Annotated in this window: 2 protein-coding genes; both read left to right on the top strand. The window is 68.2% G+C overall.

Going from position 1 to position 20,942, the window contains the following annotated elements; translation table 11 throughout:
• The first annotated feature begins 8 nt into the window (after positions 1 to 8).
• The gene (locus tag BM076_RS31725; protein WP_093717207.1) at positions 9 to 19,622 is read left to right on the top strand and encodes a UvrD-helicase domain-containing protein; all 19,614 of its coding nucleotides are present in this window, start codon (positions 9 to 11) and stop codon (positions 19,620 to 19,622) included.
• Positions 19,600 to 20,871: a DUF1173 family protein gene (locus BM076_RS31720; RefSeq protein ID WP_093717206.1), complete on the top strand. Its 1,272-nt coding sequence runs from the start codon at positions 19,600 to 19,602 to the stop codon at positions 20,869 to 20,871. Before BM076_RS31725 ends, BM076_RS31720 begins: the two co-directional genes overlap by 23 nt.
• Positions 20,872 to 20,942: the final 71 nt, after the last annotated feature.

Genomic DNA, 20,942 nt, shown 5'->3' with positions numbered 1-20,942 from the left:
GGACCACCATGTACCAAACGCCCCGCCACCTGTCCGACCTCGAATCCCAAGCAGCCTCCGGCACGATCGCCTTCCGCGCCTCTACCAGCCCGGACGCCGGACCCTGGCAGTACCGCCTCTACACCGTCGACATCGACAGCCCCGACGCGGATCCGGCCGAGGCAGGCAAGTTCCTCCTGCTCAGGGTCAGTGACAACGGCGGCGTCCACGAAGTCGCCTCCCCGCGGGTGCTTGCGCACCAGAGCTGGGCCGAAGACGCGTTCGACGCGCTGTGGGAGGCACAGGAGCGGGGCGAACTACCCGCGGCAGACGGCGAGCCGAGCCCCGAGACCATTACCGCGGAACAGGACATCGTCTCCCGGATCACCAGCCGCCCGGCCGTCCCCCCAGCCAGCAGCGTCAGTACCCCGACCCCCTCCGCTCTGACGCCGGACGACGAGGACAGCGCCCCCGCCGTCGACCGGCCCCAGCACCTCGAAGATCTCAACGATGGTGATCTGGTCTGGCACCTGGGCGACAGCCCGCACCACGGACCCGATCCGGAAGAGCTGGTCGAAGCCGTCGTGATCACGGTCACCGGTACCGACACTGCCGAGATCCTGGTGCAGGACCCCGACGCGGACGACGAGCCCTACCCCATCACCTTCGACATGGTGGTCGAGCGGCAGCGCCCCCACCGGCCGCAGCCCGGTGAAGCAGTCCGCTACCGCCCCCATGGGCAGACAAACCTTCCCCCCTCGGGCCCGCTCGGACGGATACGGGCGAACATCGCCGCAATCCGCACACTGCATGTGCTCCGCGGGGAGCAGCGCCCCGCCACCGCGGACGAACAAGCGGTTCTTGCCCGCTGGAGTTCGTGGGGCGCCGTGCCGCAGATCTTCGATCCGCGCAAGCGCGACCTGGCCGGCCTGCGCGCCGAGCTGCGATCCCTGCTCACGGAGACCGAGTGGCACGCCGCCGAGGCCACCACACGCAACGCCCACTTCACCGACCCCGACCTCGTCCAACCCGTCTGGCAGGCCCTCCAGGATCTGGGCTTCACCGACGGGCGGGTGCTGGAACCGGGAAGCGGCTCCGGGAACTTCCTCGCCCTCGCACCGGATGCAGCCCAGATGACCGGCGTCGAACTCGATCCGACCACCGCGGAGATCTCCGCCGCCCTGTATCCGGACGCGACCATCCGGGCGGAGTCCTTCGTCGACACCCGCCTGCCCGAGGGCTATTTCGACGCCGCACTCGGGAACGTTCCGTTCGACGAGATCGCCCTGCACGACCCGGTCCACAACCCCCTGCGGCTGGCCACCCACAATCACTTCATCGTCAAGAGCCTGGAGTTGGTCCGGCCCGGCGGCCTCGTCGCTCTTCTGACCAGCCGCTACACCCTCGACGCGATGGGCAAGACGGCCCGGCTGGAGATCGCCGACCGCGCAGAACTGGTCGGCGCCGTGCGGCTCCCGGCGGGCGCCCACCGCCGCGTGGCCGGAACCGACGCCGTCACCGACCTGGTCATCCTGCGCAGGCGCGAGGGTGCGATGCCCGCCACACCCCCCGAATGGGTGGGCCTGGCGAGTGTCCAGATCAGCCCGGACACCAACGTCCTGGTCAACAGCTACTTCGCCAAGCACCCGGATAGGATCCTCGGCTCCCTCGGCGTCACCAGCAGTCAATTCACCGACCAGGACATCACCGTCCGCCGCCGGCCCGGAAGCGATCTGGCCACCGAACTGTCGGACGTCCTGACGACGATCACGCGGCAGGCCCGTGAGGAGGGCCTGACCATGAGCGCCTCCCCGGACGCCGTCCAGCGTGCGGCGGTCGACCAGCGCGCGGAGCGGATGCGCCAGGCACAGGAGATGTTCGGCCAAGACCTCCAGCGCTACGAGGGCACCATCCTCGACCAGCACAACGGAACGTTTCTTCAGGTCGTCGGCGGTGAACTCGCCGAACGGCCGGTGTTCAGGAACGCCACACAGGAACTCTCCTCGCTCCTGCGGCTGCGCGACACCTACATCGACCTTCTCAGCGCCGAGTCCAGCGGCGACACGGACCAGGCGACCACCCTGCGCCAAAAACTCAACCAGTTCTACGGTGCCCACACCGGCCAGTACGGCTTCCTCAACGCACGCGACAGCCGCCGGGACCGGCGCTCGGCCCACGGCGCGTTCCGGAGCGACCCGTTCGCAGCCGGCGTGTACGCGCTGGAGATCTACGACACCGACACCCAAACGGCGCGGCGCAGCGCCATCTTCACCCGCCCGGTCACCCCGCCCCAGACCGCGCAGACCACAGCCGACACCCCGCAGGACGCTCTGGCCATCAGCCTCAACACCTACGGCGAAGTACGGCTGAGCGAGATCGCACGGCTTCTGGACGTCGACTCGCTCGACGAGGCACGCGACGCGCTCGGCGACATGGTCTTCAACGAGCCGGGCAGCCAGCGGCTGATCCCCGCCGCCGAATACCTCAGCGGCAACGTGAGGGCCAAGATCGAGGCCGCGGAGAAGATCCTGGCGTTCGTGTCCCCGGAGGGCCGCGACACTCACCCTTTCCAGGCCAACATCGCAGCCCTTCGCGGGGTTCTGCCGCCGGACAAGCAGCCCGGGGACATAGACGTCATCCAGATCGGCGTCACCTGGGTCGCCCCGAAGTATTACGAGGCATTCCTCCAGCAACTGCTCCAGAGCCGCTACGTCACCGTCACCCGCACCTCGGGCGCCGACTGGGAGGTCGACGCTCCCTCCTCCGTCCGTACGGGCCGCGCCGCTACCAAGGTCTACGGCACGACCAAGCGCAACGCGGTCGACCTCGCCCAACGGCTCCTGCGACGGGCCTCCCTCGTCGTCCACCCGCCCAAACTGGACGAGGACGCCTCCCAGCAGGACATCCAGAACGGCAAGCGGTGGGCGGCCGAGCAGACCGAGCAGACCGTCGCGAAGGCCGACGAGCTGAACAGGCTGTTCGCGGACTGGCTCTGGCAGGACCCCGACCGAACGACGGCCGTACTGCACGACTACAACCGCCTGTTCAACAGTTTTGTCCCCTACCAGGGAGACGGGGCACACCTCACGTTCCCCGGTCTGTCCGATGCGATCACCCCGCGCCCGCACCAGCGCGCCGGCGTCGCACGCGTCCTGGCCGAGCCCCACGGGAGCTTTCTGGACTACGAGGTGGGATTCGGGAAAACCCTCACCATCGCGATGTCACTGATGGAGATGAAGCGCCTGGGCATGGTCCGCAAACCCTGCATCGTGGTGAAGAACCCCACCGTCAACGACTTCAGGAATGATTTCCTGAAGGCATATCCCGGCGCCCGGGTCCTGGCCATCGACAGCAGTGAGTTCACCAAAGAGACCGCCGCATCCTACGTCGCCCAGATCGCCAACGGCGACTGGGACGCGATCATCCTCCCGCAGAGCCTGTTCAAACGGATTCCGCTGTCCGGGCGGGGTCAGCAGCAATTTGTCGCCGACCAGACGGCCGAATACCGGGCCCGCGTACACAAAATACTGACCGGCAGCGACGACGCACAGTCCGCTGCGATGAATCCCGGCGGTGACCCCTTGATCGCCGACGCCCTGGAGGTCACGGCCGCGGTGAGCACCGTCGCCGCCCGGAGCAGCAAAGCGCCCGATCGCGAGACCGTCAAGAAGCTGCAAGGCGATCTCAAGCGGCACACGCAACGCGCCGAGAAAAACCTGGTCAAGCAGACCACCCGCGGGATCTCGTGGGAACAGACCGGCATCGACTTCATCGCGGTCGACGAGGTCCAGGACTTCGCCAACGGCGAGGTCGGCGCCAACAACAGTGAACTCGCCCTTCCTGTCAGCACGCAGTCGAAGGACCTGAAGATCAAGCTCCGCACCATGGAAAAGGCGTTCGGGCCGAAGGTCGGACTCGGCTCGACCGGAACACCCTTCCCCAACGCCATGCCGCAGGCGTATGTGATGCTCGATTTCTTCCGCCCCGATCTCCTCGCGGCGAGCGAGATCTCGGCATTCTCTTCCTTCCAGGCGCAGTACCTCACCGAGGTCGTCGCGCCGGAGATATCTCCCGAAGGCGTCCCGCGCATCAAGGAACGCATCGGTGCGTTCCGAAATTCGCTCCAGTTCAGCCAGACATGGCGGACGATGGCAGACGTCAAAACCAAGCGCGACATCAACATGCCGGTCCCAAAGAGCGTGGGCGAAACCGTAGTAGTTCCGGCTACGGGCGAGGACCGCGCGTTCATGGAGGAGATCGCGTGGCGGGCCGACCTTGTGCGCGGCGGCAGAGTCGACGCCTCCGAGGACAACCTTCTCAAGATCAGTAACGACGGCCGTATGGCAGCCATGGACCTGCGGATGATCGACAGGGATCCCGACGGGCCCGGCAAGCTCGACGCCGCCGCCGAGAAGATCGCAGCGATCTACCACGAGTTCAAGGACCGTGCGTACACCGACCGGGACGGCAACCCCACTGACCTTCCCGGCGCCCTCCAGCTCGTCTTCGCCGACCGCGGCACTCCCTCCGACAGCAATCGCAAGCTCGGCAAATTCGTGGCGTACGAGTACCTGCGCGACGAGCTGTTCCTGCGGGGAATCCCCGTGGACCAGGTCCGCTTCGCCCAGGACGCGAAGACCGCGGAGGAGAAGGCCACCCTGTTCGCCGACGCCCGGCTGGGCAAGGTCGCGGTCCTGATCGGCTCGACCGAGACCATGGGCGTCGGTGTCAACGTGCAGGACCGCGCCATCGCCCTGCATCACATCGACTGCCCCTGGCGGCCTTCCGACGTCACCCAGCGCGAGGGCCGGATCGTCCGCCAGTACAACCAGCACTACGAACTGGACATACCGGTCCGGATCTATCGCTGGGTGAAAGCCGGATCATTCGACAGCTTCATGTGGCAGACGGTCGAGCGCAAAGCGCGCTTCATCGACCAGGTCAGGACCGGCCGGGAACTGGACGAGCAGGACGCCGCGCTCGACGGGGACCTCGGCAAGGACTATCTCGAATTCGGTGAGATCAAGGCCATCGCCACCGGCAACCCCCTGCTGCTGAAGAAACTCGCGGCCGACGAGCAGGTCCGGACGCTGGAGGCGGCCTACAGCAACTGGAAGCGCACCGAGGATCACCTCCAGCACGTGGTGGCGACCGCCGACGAGACCCTGTCGGCAGCACAGCGACAGGCAGACAGCGTCGGACGCGCCCTTGGGGCCAGCACCGAGACCAAGGCCGACGCCTTCCGCCTGGTGTTGCCCGACGGCACCGTGGTGACCAAACGCCAGGACGCCGCAGCCGCGCTGCGCACCAAACTGGCACTGATTCACCGCCGGATGGGGCTGCGCGACGGTGTCAGCGGCTGGGAACAGGTCGGGACGCTCGGCGGCCAGCCGTTCCAGGTCCGGATCAACACCACCCACGACTTCGCACACTTCTCGATTACCGGCTTGAACGACATCTCTCAGGCCGGCTTCACCATCGACGACGTGGACGCCCTGCTCAACGAGGACAGGACACCGCTGGGCCTGGTCACCCGCATGGAGAACCAAGTCGAACGTCTCGACGGACTCCACACGCTCCTCCTCGGCACAGTCGACCAACTCGCCCAGGAGATCGATCGCGCCCGCAGCCTGGTCGGCTCACCGTTCGCCAAGATGGACAAGCTCACCAGGGCCCGAGCCGAGCAGATGCAACTCGACGCCGAGATCTCCGGCCAGGCCGGCGCCCACCACGCCGACGAGCCGGGCACAGAGCCCCCGTCTAAGGCCCGGGAGATGTCTGCGGCCGACATGGCTATACACGACGCCCAGGTGAGGGCTGCCGAATTCGGCGGCACTGCCATCGTTATCCAAGGCGGCCAGTGGTATGGAACCACGACCGGCGTCCCCCCTGATGCAGCAGGAGAAGACGGCACCTCTGTGCCTCTGCCTTCCGGCCGGCGCCCGGTGGTGATGCTCCCCGACGAGGAACTGCCGGACTTCACGACTATCCCGGGCGAAGTCGCCGAGCCGCAGGCTTTGGCTGCAAAATTTGAGGCCGCACAGACAGCGTTCCGCGAGTGGGCGCAATTGGAGATCGTTCAGGAATACCTCAACGACACGGGGGAGGGGGATTTCGGACCCTTCGACGAGGATCCCGAACCGAACGGCCCAAGAACCAACGCGATCAACGCACTCCATGACGCCTACCTCCACGCCCTGCGCTACCGGGGTGAGGACCAGAACGAATGGACACGCCGCTACGGCAACGTAGTAGCGCAGTCGCGAAACCTAGCCGACCGGTACGACGAGCAGGAAACGCCCGAGAGCGAGAAGCTCGACATCTTGGCCGTGCGCCTGCTCGGCAACAGTGTCCAGGACTTTGTGGCCAGCGCGCTTGCCTCATGGGCGGCCCACCAACTCGAAACCCCTGCGGCTGCGCCGATGACAGCAGCCGAGGTCGATGCCCGCCCGGACAAAGCGCCACTGCTCGCCGTCGCGGACCTGAGCGCAGGAGCGGAGCCGTACGAGGACCGCGCCGACTACTGGGTGGGCGAACACGCTGCCCTGACCGCGTACGTGCTGTTTGCCTCGGGCTCCGGTGCCCGCCTGGCGGACGGGATCGATCAGGAGCAGGCGCTCGTCCAGACAGCCGAGGCGATGATCGCCGAGAGCGTCCAGGCGCGGCAGAGCCGGCTGCTGGGTCTGGATCACGTCGTGCCCTGGGAACTGGCCGACACCTTTGCCCGCAGGGCCCGCGTCGTGGCCGAGCAGTGGGACCGTGAGCGACGGGCAACCGGCCAGGTCAGCGATGCCATGGCGATGGCCGCCGCAATCCGCGACCATGCGGCTCGGTACCGCGCCACCATTGAGGACCCGGCGGGTGAAGCGTTCCAGCAGTGGTTCCGCAGTGACGAACCGATCGACCTTCTCGACGAGGAGGCCGAGGAATTCATCGCCGGTCTGTCCATGACGACCGCCTACACGGTCACCGGCCCGGCAGGCGTCCGCAGCGTGCCGCGTAGCGGCATCGATCTTGCCGCGGGTATCGCCCAGTTGATCGCCGACGGCACCGTGATCGAGGAGACCGACCGGGGGTGGACCCTGTCCACCCCGGAGGGAAACCGTTTCGACATCGCCCCTGCATCGCCCGCGCCTGCCGTCGAAGGGTCCGCGACCCCGCCGAGCCGGAAGAACACCCCGGAGACAGCCGCTGAGACCGAGACCGCTCCCGGGGAGGAGACGCCGCAGGGCGGCTCCGTGAATCCGCGGGCGCGCAACCTGGCCGTCTTCCTGGGCGGCTACTCCGCCCCCGGTGACCTGGTGGTGGCGCGTCAGTTCATCGCGGAGTCCCTCGCCCAGGTGGAGGCCGCCGCCCAGGCCCGCACGGGCTCGGCTTCACCGGTCGCCAACCTGGTGGACGAGGTCGTCCGGGCAGGAGCCGCCGCGACCGGTACCCAGCAGGTCCAACCCGCCGACGCCTTCGGCCAGTACGAACAGCTCGCCGAAGCGGCCACCCGGCTTGCCGACAGCAGTACGGGCAGGCTCGCTCAGCAGGCCGTGCGCCTGGCCCAGCGCACCGAACGACACCTGGGCCGGATGCACGCAGCCGGCCGCGACCTGTTCGACCTCCTGCTGGACGCCGCGGCCCTGGACCCGGACTCCTTTGAAGTGATCCGGCGCAACGACCCGCTGAAAGAGCGGCCGACCCCCTACGCGAGCAGCGCAGAACTGAGCTTCGCCCGCGGCATCGTCAACCGCACGTACGACCAGTGGCCCGCCCTCTACACCAGCGAGGGCGCAGAAGCCAGCGACAAGCTGCGGGCCGCGATGTGGCAGATCCGCGAAGCTCCCGACGCGGACTCCGGCACGGCCCTGACCGACTGGCTGAACATCGCCTCGTACGCGCTGGGTGCATCGGAGGAGGCCGAGCAGGGTGTGAGCCGCAGCGTGCTGCGCGATGTCGCGCAGCGCGCCTATCAGCACTACCAGGGCCTCGCCGCCCACCAGCTCGCCGCGGCCAACACACCCCCGTACGGGCCGGACCGCTCGGCCGCCGAGGGCGCCGCCCGCCTGGCGGATGCCTGGAAGGACTGGACGGAGACGGCTACCGCCCGTGACCTCGTGGAGCGGGCCAACCGTCCCTCGACGGACACCTCGTTGCCCGCGGAGCGTGCGGCACATGAGGAGATCCGCCAGGCACACTACGCGGCCGAGTGGGCCCGGCTGGCCGACGGAACGCTCGATGACGCCGCCCGCCGCACCGCCAAGCTCGCGCACACCACGTACGCGCTCGTGCTGAACATGCGAGAAGGCGGCTACCAGCAAAGCGACGACGAGCGCATCCTGTCCCGGCTGGTGAAACTTGCCCACGAGCACGCTGCCGGGATACGAGCGGCTGCCGCAGAACCGGACACGGCGTTGGTCGTCCACGCCGAATTGGCCGCGCGCCAGGAACAGCTCCGTAGCCACGCACCGTCCGAGGGCGGCGCCCCTGCCGTCCTTACCCACGGTGCCGTGACTCCGTCCGGGACGCTGGAGATCGAGCACCACTACCGCGGGTCGGTCGTCCGAGGTGCGGCCGCAGGGCCGGAAAACCGGGACGTCCGGACGGCACTTGCACGCACCGGGTTCAAGGAGTCCAAGGAGAAGGAGTTTTGGTACCTGCCGCGCCGCATGGTGAAGGCTAATCGGGACACCCACGTCCGCAACCTTGTGGAGGAACTGCAGCAGCTCGGCCGGCGCTACGAGATGCTGCACGAGCCCGCCCCGGCAGGCGACCATGCCGACGACGACATCGTCATTCCCACGGGAGCCGCGTACACCTCTCTGGCCGAGGCGGAAGCGGACGTCTCGGCACTGTATGGCGCCTACTTCGAGTCCAGGGAGACAGCAGCTGGAAAACGGATGATAGGACGCGGCACCGGCGCCCGGCCGGACGGCGAGGCGGTCCACGTGGCACTGGAGGCCCTTCGACAGGGGCCGGTCGGAAGCGCCCTGAGCCCCTTCCGTCTTGCCGCAGAGGATGTCGTCGAGCGGTCGGCCACCTTGGCCCGCGCACTGACCGTCCTTGGCCGGCATCTGGAGGAGGAGCGCTTCCGTGCCCCCGTCGCGCTTCGCCATCTGCGCGCGCTCACCCAGTACGCCACGCTTCTTGCCTCGCGCACCGCCGCCACCGCCCAGGCGGGGGCATGGGATGTGCTGGTCGCGCCTGATCCGGAGGGGACGACGGACCCGGCGGCGCCGCAGCAGGACGCTACCACTGACATTCTCGCGCACGACGCCACGGCGGAGCCCGCGACGGCACAGGCGCCGACCATCCACGACGCCGACGCTCTCCTGGCTGGCCCCTACACCGGCGACCAGATGCTGGAGGTGATCGAGCGGCTGGACGAGCTGCGTCGGCGGGTGACCGACGCGCTTCCCCCGATACCCCAGCCGGATGGAATCCCCGGCCCGCCATCGGCCGGTCCCGAGGAGTGGTTCCGCGGTCCAGCCCGAGTCGAGGTGCCCGACGGATTCGTCCCGTACGTGAACGAGCTGGCCGACCTCAAGCCCGGCGATGTCGTCCGGATCGGCTTCAAGCGGCGGCTGGAGTCCAGGCGCCCGTCGTACCGGACGCTGATGGTCACCGGACCGCGGGACTGGGGCGATGGATATTACCGGGCCGCACCGGACACCCGAATGCACCCACGTGAAATCGTCGCGGTTCCGCCGGACTCGCGACTGCTGACCGGCACCGACGACGACCGCTATACCCTCCGGTACCACTTCACCGAATGGTGGGAGCAAGCGAGGCAAGCCGGCCGGGCCGCCGTCGAGGGTGAGCAGCCCCTGACCGCGGCTCTGGACCTGTACCGTCAGGCACTCATCGCGAGCGGGGCCCTCGAACGAAGCATGCAGACCGCAGCCCCGCCGGAGGCGGCCCGAGCGCTCGCTGCCCGGCTGCTCGCCGAAACCGAACACCACATGGTGCGGCTTTCGCTTACCGAGCGTATCGCCGTCGAAACGGCGGCCGACGCCGAACGCCGCAGGATCGAAAACGAAGCAGCCGCCGGCCACATGGCCGATGCGCCTTTGGCGGTAGCAGATACAGATGTCACCCAGGCCGAACCACACGACGTCGGCCCGGAGCGGCGAACGCCGCCGCCTGCTGACGAATCGGTCCGATTGGGAAGTCACGGTGACGACCGGCAGCTTTCGCTCCTGACGCAGGAAGCCCTTGACGTCCTACCGAAGCACGCGGGCCAGCGGCGCGAGCAGTCCGCTCGCCTTGCGCTCGTCACGACCCTCAGACTCCGGGACGCCGAGGTCCGTGGCGTGCTGCTCCTGCTGACCCACATTGAGACGGACGACTTCGGCGAGGACCCCATCGTGCACGGCGCCCAGATCACCCCACGGGGCTCCCGGCTGGCGAGCAGTCTGGACGCAAGGTTCCTGCCCGCGGACCTCCTTGCGATGGATACCCAGGTGCTGCCGCTGTCGTCACCGATCTCCTGGGCGACAGTCGAGCAACTGACCGCCTTGGAGCCCCGCGCCGCGCGGTCCGCTCTGAGCGTCGACGCGCTCCTCGCGACTGGCCGGGATTCCGGGGCCGACGGCACAGCCGTCCCTGAGGGTGCGGCCGACCCGGCGTCGCAGACGCCCGCACCCCGGGCCGGAAGCGGCGCCGAGTCCGCGGAGGAGGTGATCACCCCCGGCGGGCCGGCCGCCGTCGTGGGCAGCGATGACAAAGATCCGGTGCCGGTCAGGACGACCGAGGCAACCCGTGTCGGGTCGCGTTCCTCGGATTTGACAGGCCCCGACGGCTCGTCTCCGCCGGCACACGTCGCAGCGGAGGCCCTGAAGCGTACGAACGACGAGCGCCTTGAGCAGGCCGCCTCCCCTGAGAGCGTCGCGCTGGACTCCGGCGACGGCGTGGAGAAGTACAGCAGGCTCGATGCGGACGATCGTGAGGACGATACGACCGGACCGGCGCCTGAGCGGCCAGCCGACGACGGCGCCGCTTCGGAATCCACATCGCGCAGCTTCACCACCACCGGACAACTGCGTACGCACTTCAAAGCCGCTCCCATGCGGCACCTGTCAACTACGTCGCGGCGGGAGGTCGGCCGCCTCGCTGACCGGCCGGGCTTCGCTCTGGTCGGGAACGGGAATTTCGCACTGGTGCCCGAGGGCGGGAGCTGGTCCCTGCTCGCAGCCGGAAGCGCAGGCGACATGGGACGCGTCGACCACTACACGTATCTGACCGGCCAAGGCTTCGATACGGCGCTGGTGCCGATGGCGGGCTTCTCCTCGCCGGAGGAGGCCGCGGCCTTCGCCGAGCGCCTGGCAGCTGTGCGCGACGATGACGGCCGGCCCGTCCCCTGGGACGACCCGCGCCCGCCCGGCGCCTGGGATGTTCACCACCGCGAGCTGGACCGCCTCGTGCTGGCGGCCCGCGCCGCATTCGATACCGAAGCCGGACTCAGCCGGTCACACGCCCAACTGGTGTGGCATCTGATCGCCCGACGCCAGCGCGACCGGGCACCGGACGGCCAGGTCTACGTCGACGACCTGGGCCCAGGCAATCGGGTGTGGTTCGAGGCCGACGACGCTTACTGGATCCGCGAGGTCGTCGACGTCGGCGAGAACGCGTCGTCCGGACTCATCACCCTGGTGCTGGCCGAGGTCGGGGACGACGATACGGCGGATCCCGAATCGGGCGACGAGTGGGACGTGCCGCGCAATCTGCTCCTGAAGGCTGCACCGCCCGCGGGCTCGGCCGATCCCGCCACCGCGGGTCAGGCCGTCCCTGTCGTGGAAGAGCACCAGGACCAAGCAGTTGAGCCGGAAGTTCACGGTGGTGAGGCGGCAGGGGTCCCGCCGGAAGATCAGAACGCTGCTCACGGTGCCGAGGAACAGGACAGTGCCCCCGCCGATCGCCCAGAAGAGAACGAGGACACCGACGAGCCCTCCCCGCCTGCGGTGGAGGGGACGTGGTCCAGCCGCATCCGGATCGTCACCGACGAGGAAGGGACCTTCGTCACTGGCACCGGAGGCGACTACTTCCGCCAGGAGGGCGAGCTGCGGCAGCTCCTGAAGCGCAAGGGCCGCAACTTCGGATTCCGGGACGGCCGCTGGCGCTACCTCGGAAAGTTCGCGAACCGCGACGGAGCCGTGGAGGAGATCCGCGCCTACCTACGCGCCAAGGACGCTGAGGAAGCGGCGGCCACCGCCGCCGAGGCGGCGAAGGCGGTCGAATATCCACCGACCCCGCAACAGCAGGCCATCATCGATGCTGTCCTCGCCGGGCAGGATGTCGCCGTCCAGGCCCTGGCCGGCACCGGCAAGACCTCCACCATGCTCATGCTGGCGAAACGGCTGCCCGACAAGCGGATTGCCTACATCGCCTTCAACCGATCCATCGCAGACGAAGGCAAGCGGAAATTCCCTCGACACGTCATCGCCGACACGAGCCACGGCTTCGCCCGCCGCGTCATGGTCCACACACCCTTCAAGGACAAGATCGGAAGGGTCGGCCGTAACGGCGGAGCCTGGCACAAGCCCGAGGACGTCGCGAAGGCCCTCGCCATCACCAAGCCCCTGCGCTACCGAGGCGGGAAGATCGATCCCGACGACGTGGCACGAATCGTCAAGGATGCCGTCGTCCGCTACCGGGAGAGCGCCGACAAGGAGCCAGGAACCCAGCATCTGGGGGGCAAGTGGGCATCCACCCCGGCCGCGGGCCCCCTCCTGGAAGTGGTGGCTCGGGCGTGGTCGGACATCGCCGACCCCGACAGCGACAACCTTCTCTTCGCGCACGACGACTACCTCAAACTCTGGGCACTCACCGAGCCCAGGCTCGACTACGACCTCATCGTTTTCGACGAGGCACAGGACATCAATCCCGTCCTGCAGAAGGTCATCCAGGACCAGCCCGTCCAGACCGTCGTCGTCGGAGACTCGCACCAGGCAATCTACGAATTCCGGGGCGCCATCGACGCTCTCAAGGACTGGCCTGCGGACCAGGTCCTTCCGCTGACGAAAAGCTGGCGCTTCGGCCCCGAGGTCGCCGCCCTCGGCAACGCCTTCCTCGACTTGCTCGGCTCCGACCTCACGCTCGAAGGCAACACCGCACTGAACACCACAATAGGTTCCGTCGAAGACCCGGACGCGGTCCTGAGCCGGACCAACGTGGGTGCGATCGGCGCCGTGGTCGCAGGATTCGAAGCCGGAAAACGCGTGGCCCTCGTGGGAGGCGGCACACAGATCCTGGACGTCGCCAAGGCAGCGAAAGACCTTCAGCGGGGCAGAAAAACGAAGAACCCCGAACTCGCGTCGTTCGCGAGCTGGCACGAGGTCCGCGAACACGCAGAGAACGAGCGCGACAAGAGCCTCCAGGTCTTCGTCCGGCTGGTCGACAAATACACCGCCGACGGCCTCATCGACATGATCGGAAACCTGGTCCCGGAGGACGCCCGAGGCGAGCAGAACCGGCCGCAACTCATCGTGTCGACAGCCCACAAAGCCAAGGGGAGGGAATGGGACACCGTCCGGATTGCCGACGACTTCACCGAACCGGAGGAGAACGAGGAGGGCGAACTCGTCCTCGACCCCGGAGAACTGCGCCTGGCCTACGTCACGGTGACGCGCGCGAAGACACGCCTTGAGATCGGCTCGCTGTCGTGGATCCGCACCCTCGGCACAAATACTGGCCCCGAAGTCGGCGGCGCCGCCGCTGTCGCCGGACCGCAGCAGGTGGCCGCTGCGGAACAGCAAGAGCCGACCAGTCTGCCCGCACCACGTCTGACTGACGATCCGGCAGCACTCGATGCTCCGCGGCAGGTCTCCTCCGAGCCGGCGAAGGTGCCGGAGAGGCTGGCGGGGGCGCCGTACGTGACGGTTGGCCTCTCCGAAGGCCCTGACGGGCAGCTTGTCATCTCGGCAACGATGGAGGGCGGCGGCGGCCTCGGCCGCAGCGCCGGGGGCATCACCGCCGCCGAATTCGCCGGCCAAGCGGGCCCGCTGCCGCTCTCCCAGGTCGTGCCCGCGCCCGTCCGCAGGCCCGGCGCCCAGGAGCAGCTGATCTCGTCCGACGAGATCATGGCCTGGCTGGGGGAGCACCTGCCGAACGGTCCGCTCGCCACACCGTGGGCAATCCCCGCCGTGCAGCGCAGCCTGATCGACACGCTGCTCACCGCGGTCCGCGATGACACCGCACCCCCAGCAGAAGAGATCGTCGACTGGCTTGTCGAAGCAGCCAAAGGTGTCGAGGGCCTGGCTCTGGTCGCGCAGGTGAACGACGAGGACAACTTCACCATCGTCTTCGACCAAGCTGCCGACGACATCATGGACGGCGCCCCCGAACCGGCACTGTGGCGTTACTACCGTGGACCATTCCGTAGGGAAATCATCGGGGCCGCAGCACCGCGCGCCTACCTTGCCCTGCGCGCCGCCGACCCTGAAACCACAGGTCCAGATGCCGTGTACGGCGGTGAAACTCGGCCTCCAGTTGTCACGTCGGAAGCACCCGCATCGGAGCGTGAAGGTTCTAGGCAGATACTCCTGTTCGACGACAGCGTGTCCGGAGAACAGGTCGAGCGCCCGACTGGTGCCGGCGGGTCGTCGAGAACGACGGCGGCGCCAGCGCGTCGCGATCAAGTTGACGACAGGGAAGAACCTCTCGGTGCCGGAGGTTCAGCGTCGCCTACGCCGGACGCTGAGGCGGGCAGCCCCGACCCTGGGCCGGGGCTCAAAACCGCAGCCCCGTTGCCGTGGAGCGTTGAGAAGATCGAGAAGCGCTCTGATGCGGCAATGAGACGCAACGAGAAGTCCGACATTCCCAGCCTCTATCGTAATCTCGTCGAGACACACGGCCACAAGGCGGCTCGTATCTGGGTGGACGACAATCCCTGGGCGCAGTTCCGGCTGAATCTTCAGTTCACCCTCGACGGCTTGCCCGACGCCGAACGGGACTTCGTCTCGCAGGCGGCCGAGAGGATAGAGGAGGGAATCGGCCGCATTGCCGACCGCGAGGCGTCTCGGTACGTTCGTCTGGTCAAGGACGCTGATGGCGACCGGTCGCGTCTCTCGGCTCTTCGTGAAGAGTTGAAGCAGACCGATACTCAGTGGGGATTCGCGGACTCGCCTCTCCGCGAGGGAGTCACATTCGTGATGGAGAGTATCGACAACGCTGAACGAGCCGCCCGCAAGCGGAAGCTGAAGGCGGCCACCGTGCGGAACGCCCTGGACCAGATTGTCGGACTCGGTGGAGCAGTGCTGAAGGATGGAGACAAGATCCCCATCATGGGCGACGCCCTGAGCCCAATTAAAGCTCAGCCAAGGTTTGCGCTGGAAGCCTTGCAGGCGGCCGGACTTGATCCTTCGGCCGCGGAGGAAACGGCCAGAATTCGACTCCTCCTCGGGCGCTCCGTTGAAGATGCCGGCCGGCCCGCGACGCAGACCTCTACCGCTGCGGAAGAACTGCCTGCGGTCAAAGCGCCCGAAGCCAGAGACGGTTCGCTCACAGACGATGATATTGCTGCGGCGATTCTCCGCATCGATGAGCGCCAGTTCGGACTCCTGATTCTCGATACGGGTTCCGAACGCCCGAAGCGCCCCGAACTTCTTCACGCCGATGTGCCACTGCCTGACGGAGCGACAGGAACGGCCGAGCGGGGACAGCTGACCGCTGATCAATCGGGACTTGAGCTGACCGTTTCGGCGGACGGCGCCGTCGTCCGCGCGGGGAAACTGAACTGGGCGCAGGTATCGGCGTGGCTGCGACCCGCCCTCACAGACCGCCGAGCCGACCTGACGTCCCTCTTGTGGAGAACCGGAAACCGTCTCCGCAGCAACGAGACGGGGTTCCGCGTGATCGGCGAGGCCCACCTCTTTGCCGCGGCACAGGTTGAGCTGGACGAGCACGCGCGCCGGGTTCAAGAGCGCGTCGTGGCGGACGCGCTCGGCGCCCACCGCAGTGGCCTTGCGGCCGTCCTCGCGGCCCACACCCAAAGAGGTGCCGTCGCCGCGGACGGCGCCCTCATCAGTTTCAGCGACGTGATCAGCGGGCTGGATGCAACCGACGACGACGCCGAGGTTGTTCTTGAGCGTATCCGGCAGCTCCGTGCTGTCATGCCCGATGCGCACGTGATCGTCCGCAGGGTGTCAGAGGTGCAGGCTGGAGACGCCTTCGCGAGCGTATCGGAGCGCCGGCTGCCCTTCCTCGCCCGAGACGCCGTGGCCGACGCCGACGGTCAACTCGCCATCAGCGGAGTGCTGATCGAGCCTGCGGGGCCCACCACCGATTACACCTGGACGAATGAGTGGTGGACCATGGACACGCACCTTGAAGCAATTCCCCTTCCGGATTCGCTGGCGGCCCTCGTGCCGGAGTCCGTCGGCCCCGACGAGCCGGTTGCGCCGCAGCAACCGATCCTCGACCAGGCCGCGCGCGAGCCGGACGACACACGGGCCAAGGACACGGAAGCACCTGATTCCGCAGTGCCGCATCCGGCCGTCGACGATGCCGCAGTACCGGTCAGCCAGGTGTCAGTCCCGGCACTCCAGCCGGTCGAGGAGCCCGGCAGCGGCGTTGGCGCCGTCATGCTTACCGAGCTGGCTCCGCCGGTCACGAGCACCGGAAGTCAGAGATCGGAACAGCCTCCGGCGAAACCGGCAGACGCCGCGGCGGCCCGCTTCACCGCCCCGTCTTCTCCGGAAGGTCGAGCCGCCGGGTACCGGGACCTTGCCGAGTTGCTGCATGAGGTTGCCGAGCTGGACCGGCTGCACGCCCGGTGGGATGCGTCACCAACCGGCCGCCTGCTGCTGGCCGATGCGGAGGAGCTGCGGCGGGAGACGGGAGCGGTCGACTCAACCGAGGCCGCCCGTATCGACATCGCGATGGCAGCAGTGCTGGCCGTCCTGGACTCTGCACGCGCCCGGCAGGGCCTGCTTCTGGGAGCGGTCCGCCAACTCGCCGCGGTGATAGCCGAGGAGGGCAAACTACTGGGCGAGCGCGCGGCGTTCGCCTCCGTCACGGACCGCGAGGTGCTGCTCGACGTCTATGTTGGCGCACGCGACCTGACCCGGAGGCTGGAAGCAACCGACGAACTGCAGCGTCTCCTGGACAGCACCGGCGGTGGCGGATGGCTGCTGACCAGGTACCGGAAGGCCGCTGCACCCTCGGACGACGTAGGACAGCCGCCCACCGTACCCTCCGACGCCGTTTCAGCGCCCGGCGCGCACGCCCCTGTTCCTTTCAGCCGGCCGGACCTTACGCGACCGGTCTCTCCGGCACAGCCCGAACTGCCTGGTGCCGGCCCGGACCTGCCGGAAAAATCCCCCGGACGCGGCCGGCAGCCCGCGCCGGCTCCGGCGAATGGACTGTTCGACGACTTCGACTTCTGGCGCGACGTCATCGGGGACGACCTGGTCGTCGGCGGAGTCGTCTACGACAGCGCCGTGTACGAGCCAGACGATGACGGCGGCGTCCGGCGCCGCGAGCAGCGCGACACGCCAGCGGCGGGAACGCCGGCCGATGAGGAACGCGAGGACAACACCACGGAGGAATCGATGGCGGAGTCGACGGCAACTCTTGCTCCGGACAGCGGCGCCTCTGCGGACGGACACGACAGCGATCTCGACCGCGCCTTCGAGGACGTCATCAACACGATCAAGGGGACCGCCGCTAAAATCGGCCGCGCTTCCACGCCCCCAGCACTGAGTCCTGAGAGCGAGGAACACCTGCGCGCCGGATATGCCGAGCTGCGAACCGCCCTTAGCGCCATCCTGCGCGGTATCGACGCGGAGCCCGTCGTCGATGAATCGGCAGACCCGGCCGTGGACATGCACGACGCGACGGAGCTGGAGTCGGCCATAGGCACTGCCCGCGCCGAGTCCGGCTACTACTGGGGGACTCCCGAGTGGACGGCCATCCGGTCGATCACCCGGGCCGCAGGCGCATTCCGCGCCTCGGTCCGTACGGCGGCGCTCGCGTACGTGGACCAAACGGTTGCGGACATCAGATTCATGGGCCTTGACCGTACGATCCAGGCTCGCACCGCCCGGGCCGTCTCGTACATCGCGCATTCCCTGGCACGGCGACTGGAGAAGTCGGGGCAGCGCGACACGCGGGGATGGCGCGCCGCGTGGGGCCTCCACCGTGCGGCGGCCACCCGGGCGGACCGCCTCACGGGCATCCTCCCCGCTGGCCACGACATCGGCGGCGTGCAGGGCCTGCGGCGCGCCTGGCGGTGGCTGGCCGAGCAACTGACCACCGGGAAGGCCGCGGCCGGTGCGGACAGCCATGCTCAGAATTCGGCTGTGACCCTCATGACCGCGAGCCTGGACGCGATCAACGGGCTGTACCGCGCTGCGGCGGAGCGTCTGGGGAAGCTCGCCGACCACCCGGTCTGGCGGCGGGCCGTCTCTGTCTGGAACCTCGGCCGCACTGTCGTCACCCGGGTTCGCACGGGCGTGGGCCGCGCGATGACGGACCGGAAGGCCCTGGGGACCATGCGCATGCTGTGGGTCCGCACCCTGGAGGTCGTCTCCCACGCGGCACGTGCGCTGATGCGGCGGCTCGAACGCACCGGAGAACGCGACGGGCTCCGATGGAATCTCCTGCGGGCTGTACACCACGCGGCGGAGGAGGGCATCGCGCACGCTCACGGCCACCTGCCGCCCGAGACCCGCGCTCCTCTCGGCACCTACGAAGCGGCCCGGCCGACGCCGGACCCTCAAGCGCCCGCGCCAGCCGGCGTTCGCGCGGCGGCCACCACCACGGTGAAGACCGATGACACCGACGCGCGCTTCCGCGAAGCGGCGCTCGCCGTTTCCGAGTCGGATGTCACCTTGCCGATGGACCTGACGTTCACCCTCGGCATACCGGCCGAGGACGCAACTGCCCTGCTGGAACGGATGGAAAAGGTGGGCATCGTCGCCCCGCCCGGCGACGGGGGTGTCCGGGAGGTCCTGGTCAATCACGAGACGGCGCGCACGATCCTGGACAGCCTGCCCGCACCAACTCCTCGGGGCAAGCCGCAAGCTGGACAGGAGAAGACTCCACCCGCCAAGCCGACGGCAGCCGAAGGACCGGCGCGAGCCGAGAGTCCGGTGGCGGCGACGAACACGCCGGCAGCACTGCCGAAACGCCAACGTGCGCGGGCCTCCGGAGAACCGTCCAAGATCGCGGCGGCCGGAGCTTCACGCACGACCCCCGGAACAGTGCGGGCGGCCAAGCCCACCAGCGCACAAGATCTGCTCGACTCCCAGGCCGGACGTATGCGAGCACGAGCTGATCTCGCGGCGAAAGCCGCCGTGACACCGGCCGACGAAAAACAGGCCCGCATCTGGAGCCGAATGGCCGACCGGTCCGCACAAGCCGCAGCCGCCCTCCGCGACCAGAAGATACAAACGCCCGCCCGCTCGTACGAGGACAGCGTGACCGCAGATGCGTTCATTGCGGCGCTGCACGTCTACGCGGCAGCGCGGGGTGACCAGATTCCGGAAGGTCTCCTTGACGGAGCTATGAAAGCAGCCGTGCAAGCAGCGCGCGAAGCGCCGCGCGGCGACGCGGGACCGCGCGCTCGTTCGCGCCGCGACGGGCAACAGGACGAGGCAGCTCAGGCACACGGTGCACTCGCCCGGACCAGGCACAGTGATCACGCCCGCCGCCGGTAACGGGCGGATGCCAGCGGAGGCGTCGAGGGCGACACCCTCGGGTGAGCAGGGGCGCACGCGTATCCGGCTGGCCGGCCGGGAACTGCTGCTGTCCGACGTCCGGTCACGGCCGGCGGAGGTCGCGCCGCTTCTCGCACGCGCCCGGGCCGAAGAAGGCAACGGCTGGTGCCTGTGCCGGACGCCGCCGCAGCGACTAGTGATCCGCTCCAGCCGGGGGAACGGCCTCTACCATCTCGCCCGCTGGCCCAACACGGGCACCCTCCACTCCCGTGACTGTTCGTACAACACGACCGAGGACGCGTTGAGCGGAAGATCGGGTTACAGCAGTGAGGCCATCCGCGAGACTGACGACGGCGTCCAACTCCGTCTGGACGCCGCTCTCGCCCGGTGCTTGAACCTCGCACCCGACCAGGCACCGCCCGAACACCGCGGCAGGGCTGAGTCCCGGGGGACCGTCGGCCTGCTGGGAATGCTGCACTGGGTCTGGGAGGAAGCACGACTCAACTGCTGGAACTCCCGCTGGACGCATCGGACCTGGGCTACCTGCCACGCAGAAATCTCCCGCGCCATGGTGGACGTGACCCTCAACGGCACCGATGCCGACGACATCGCATACGTCGTCCCGCCGTACCGGGAAGCTGATGCGGCCCGCAACGCTCTCGCCTTCGCCCGCTTCCGCACGCGCCTGTCCCGTCGAGGCGGACGGCAACACCGAGGACTGGTCCTCGCTGAGATCAAGGATGTTGTCACGACCGACCACGGCGTTCGGTATGCGCTTGCGCATCACCGCGGGAGTCTGTTCGCGACCGCCGCGCTCCACAAACGACTGTGCGCCTCCTACCGGCCGGCGTTCTCCCAGAGCCTTCGACAGGTCCGGGGCCGCCGCATCGGACTCTTCCTCGTGGAACTCACGTCCAAGGGGAATCTCCGCGTGATCGACATGGCCGCCATGCTGGTCAGCCACCTCTACCTGCCGGCCGACTCCAGTTTCGAAGTGCTGATGGCCGACGCGCTCTGCACGCACCGCCGATCCCTCGTCAAGCCGATCCGCTACGACGGCACCCAAGCCGTGTTTCCGGACTTTGTTCTCACCGACACCGAAGCGCCTACGTACGTCGAAGTGTACGGGGTGCGCGGCCGAGCAGAGTACGAGGCGAGGAAAGAAGCAAAGCGCACGTACTACCGGGACCAGGGGATTACGGTGATCGAGTGGGTGACGGGACGAGCCCTTCCGCGCCTGTGGAGATGAGTCGCGGTAGCCCGTCAGTCCGCCCTGTGGCCAGAAATTAGATACCATAGATCCGCTGGCTTCGTAAGGTG

This window comes from Actinacidiphila alni (assembly GCF_900112845.1).
Taxonomy (GTDB): Bacteria; Actinomycetota; Actinomycetes; order Streptomycetales; family Streptomycetaceae; genus Actinacidiphila; species Actinacidiphila alni.
Note: the sequence above shows the minus strand (reverse complement) of the source record. Positions and strands in the feature narration are given on the sequence as shown.

Excerpts from the sequence above, each read along its gene's own strand:
- BM076_RS31725 (WP_093717207.1), top strand. The coding sequence starts at position 9 with ATGTACCAAACGCCCCGCCACCTGTCCGACCTCGAATCCCAAGCAGCC.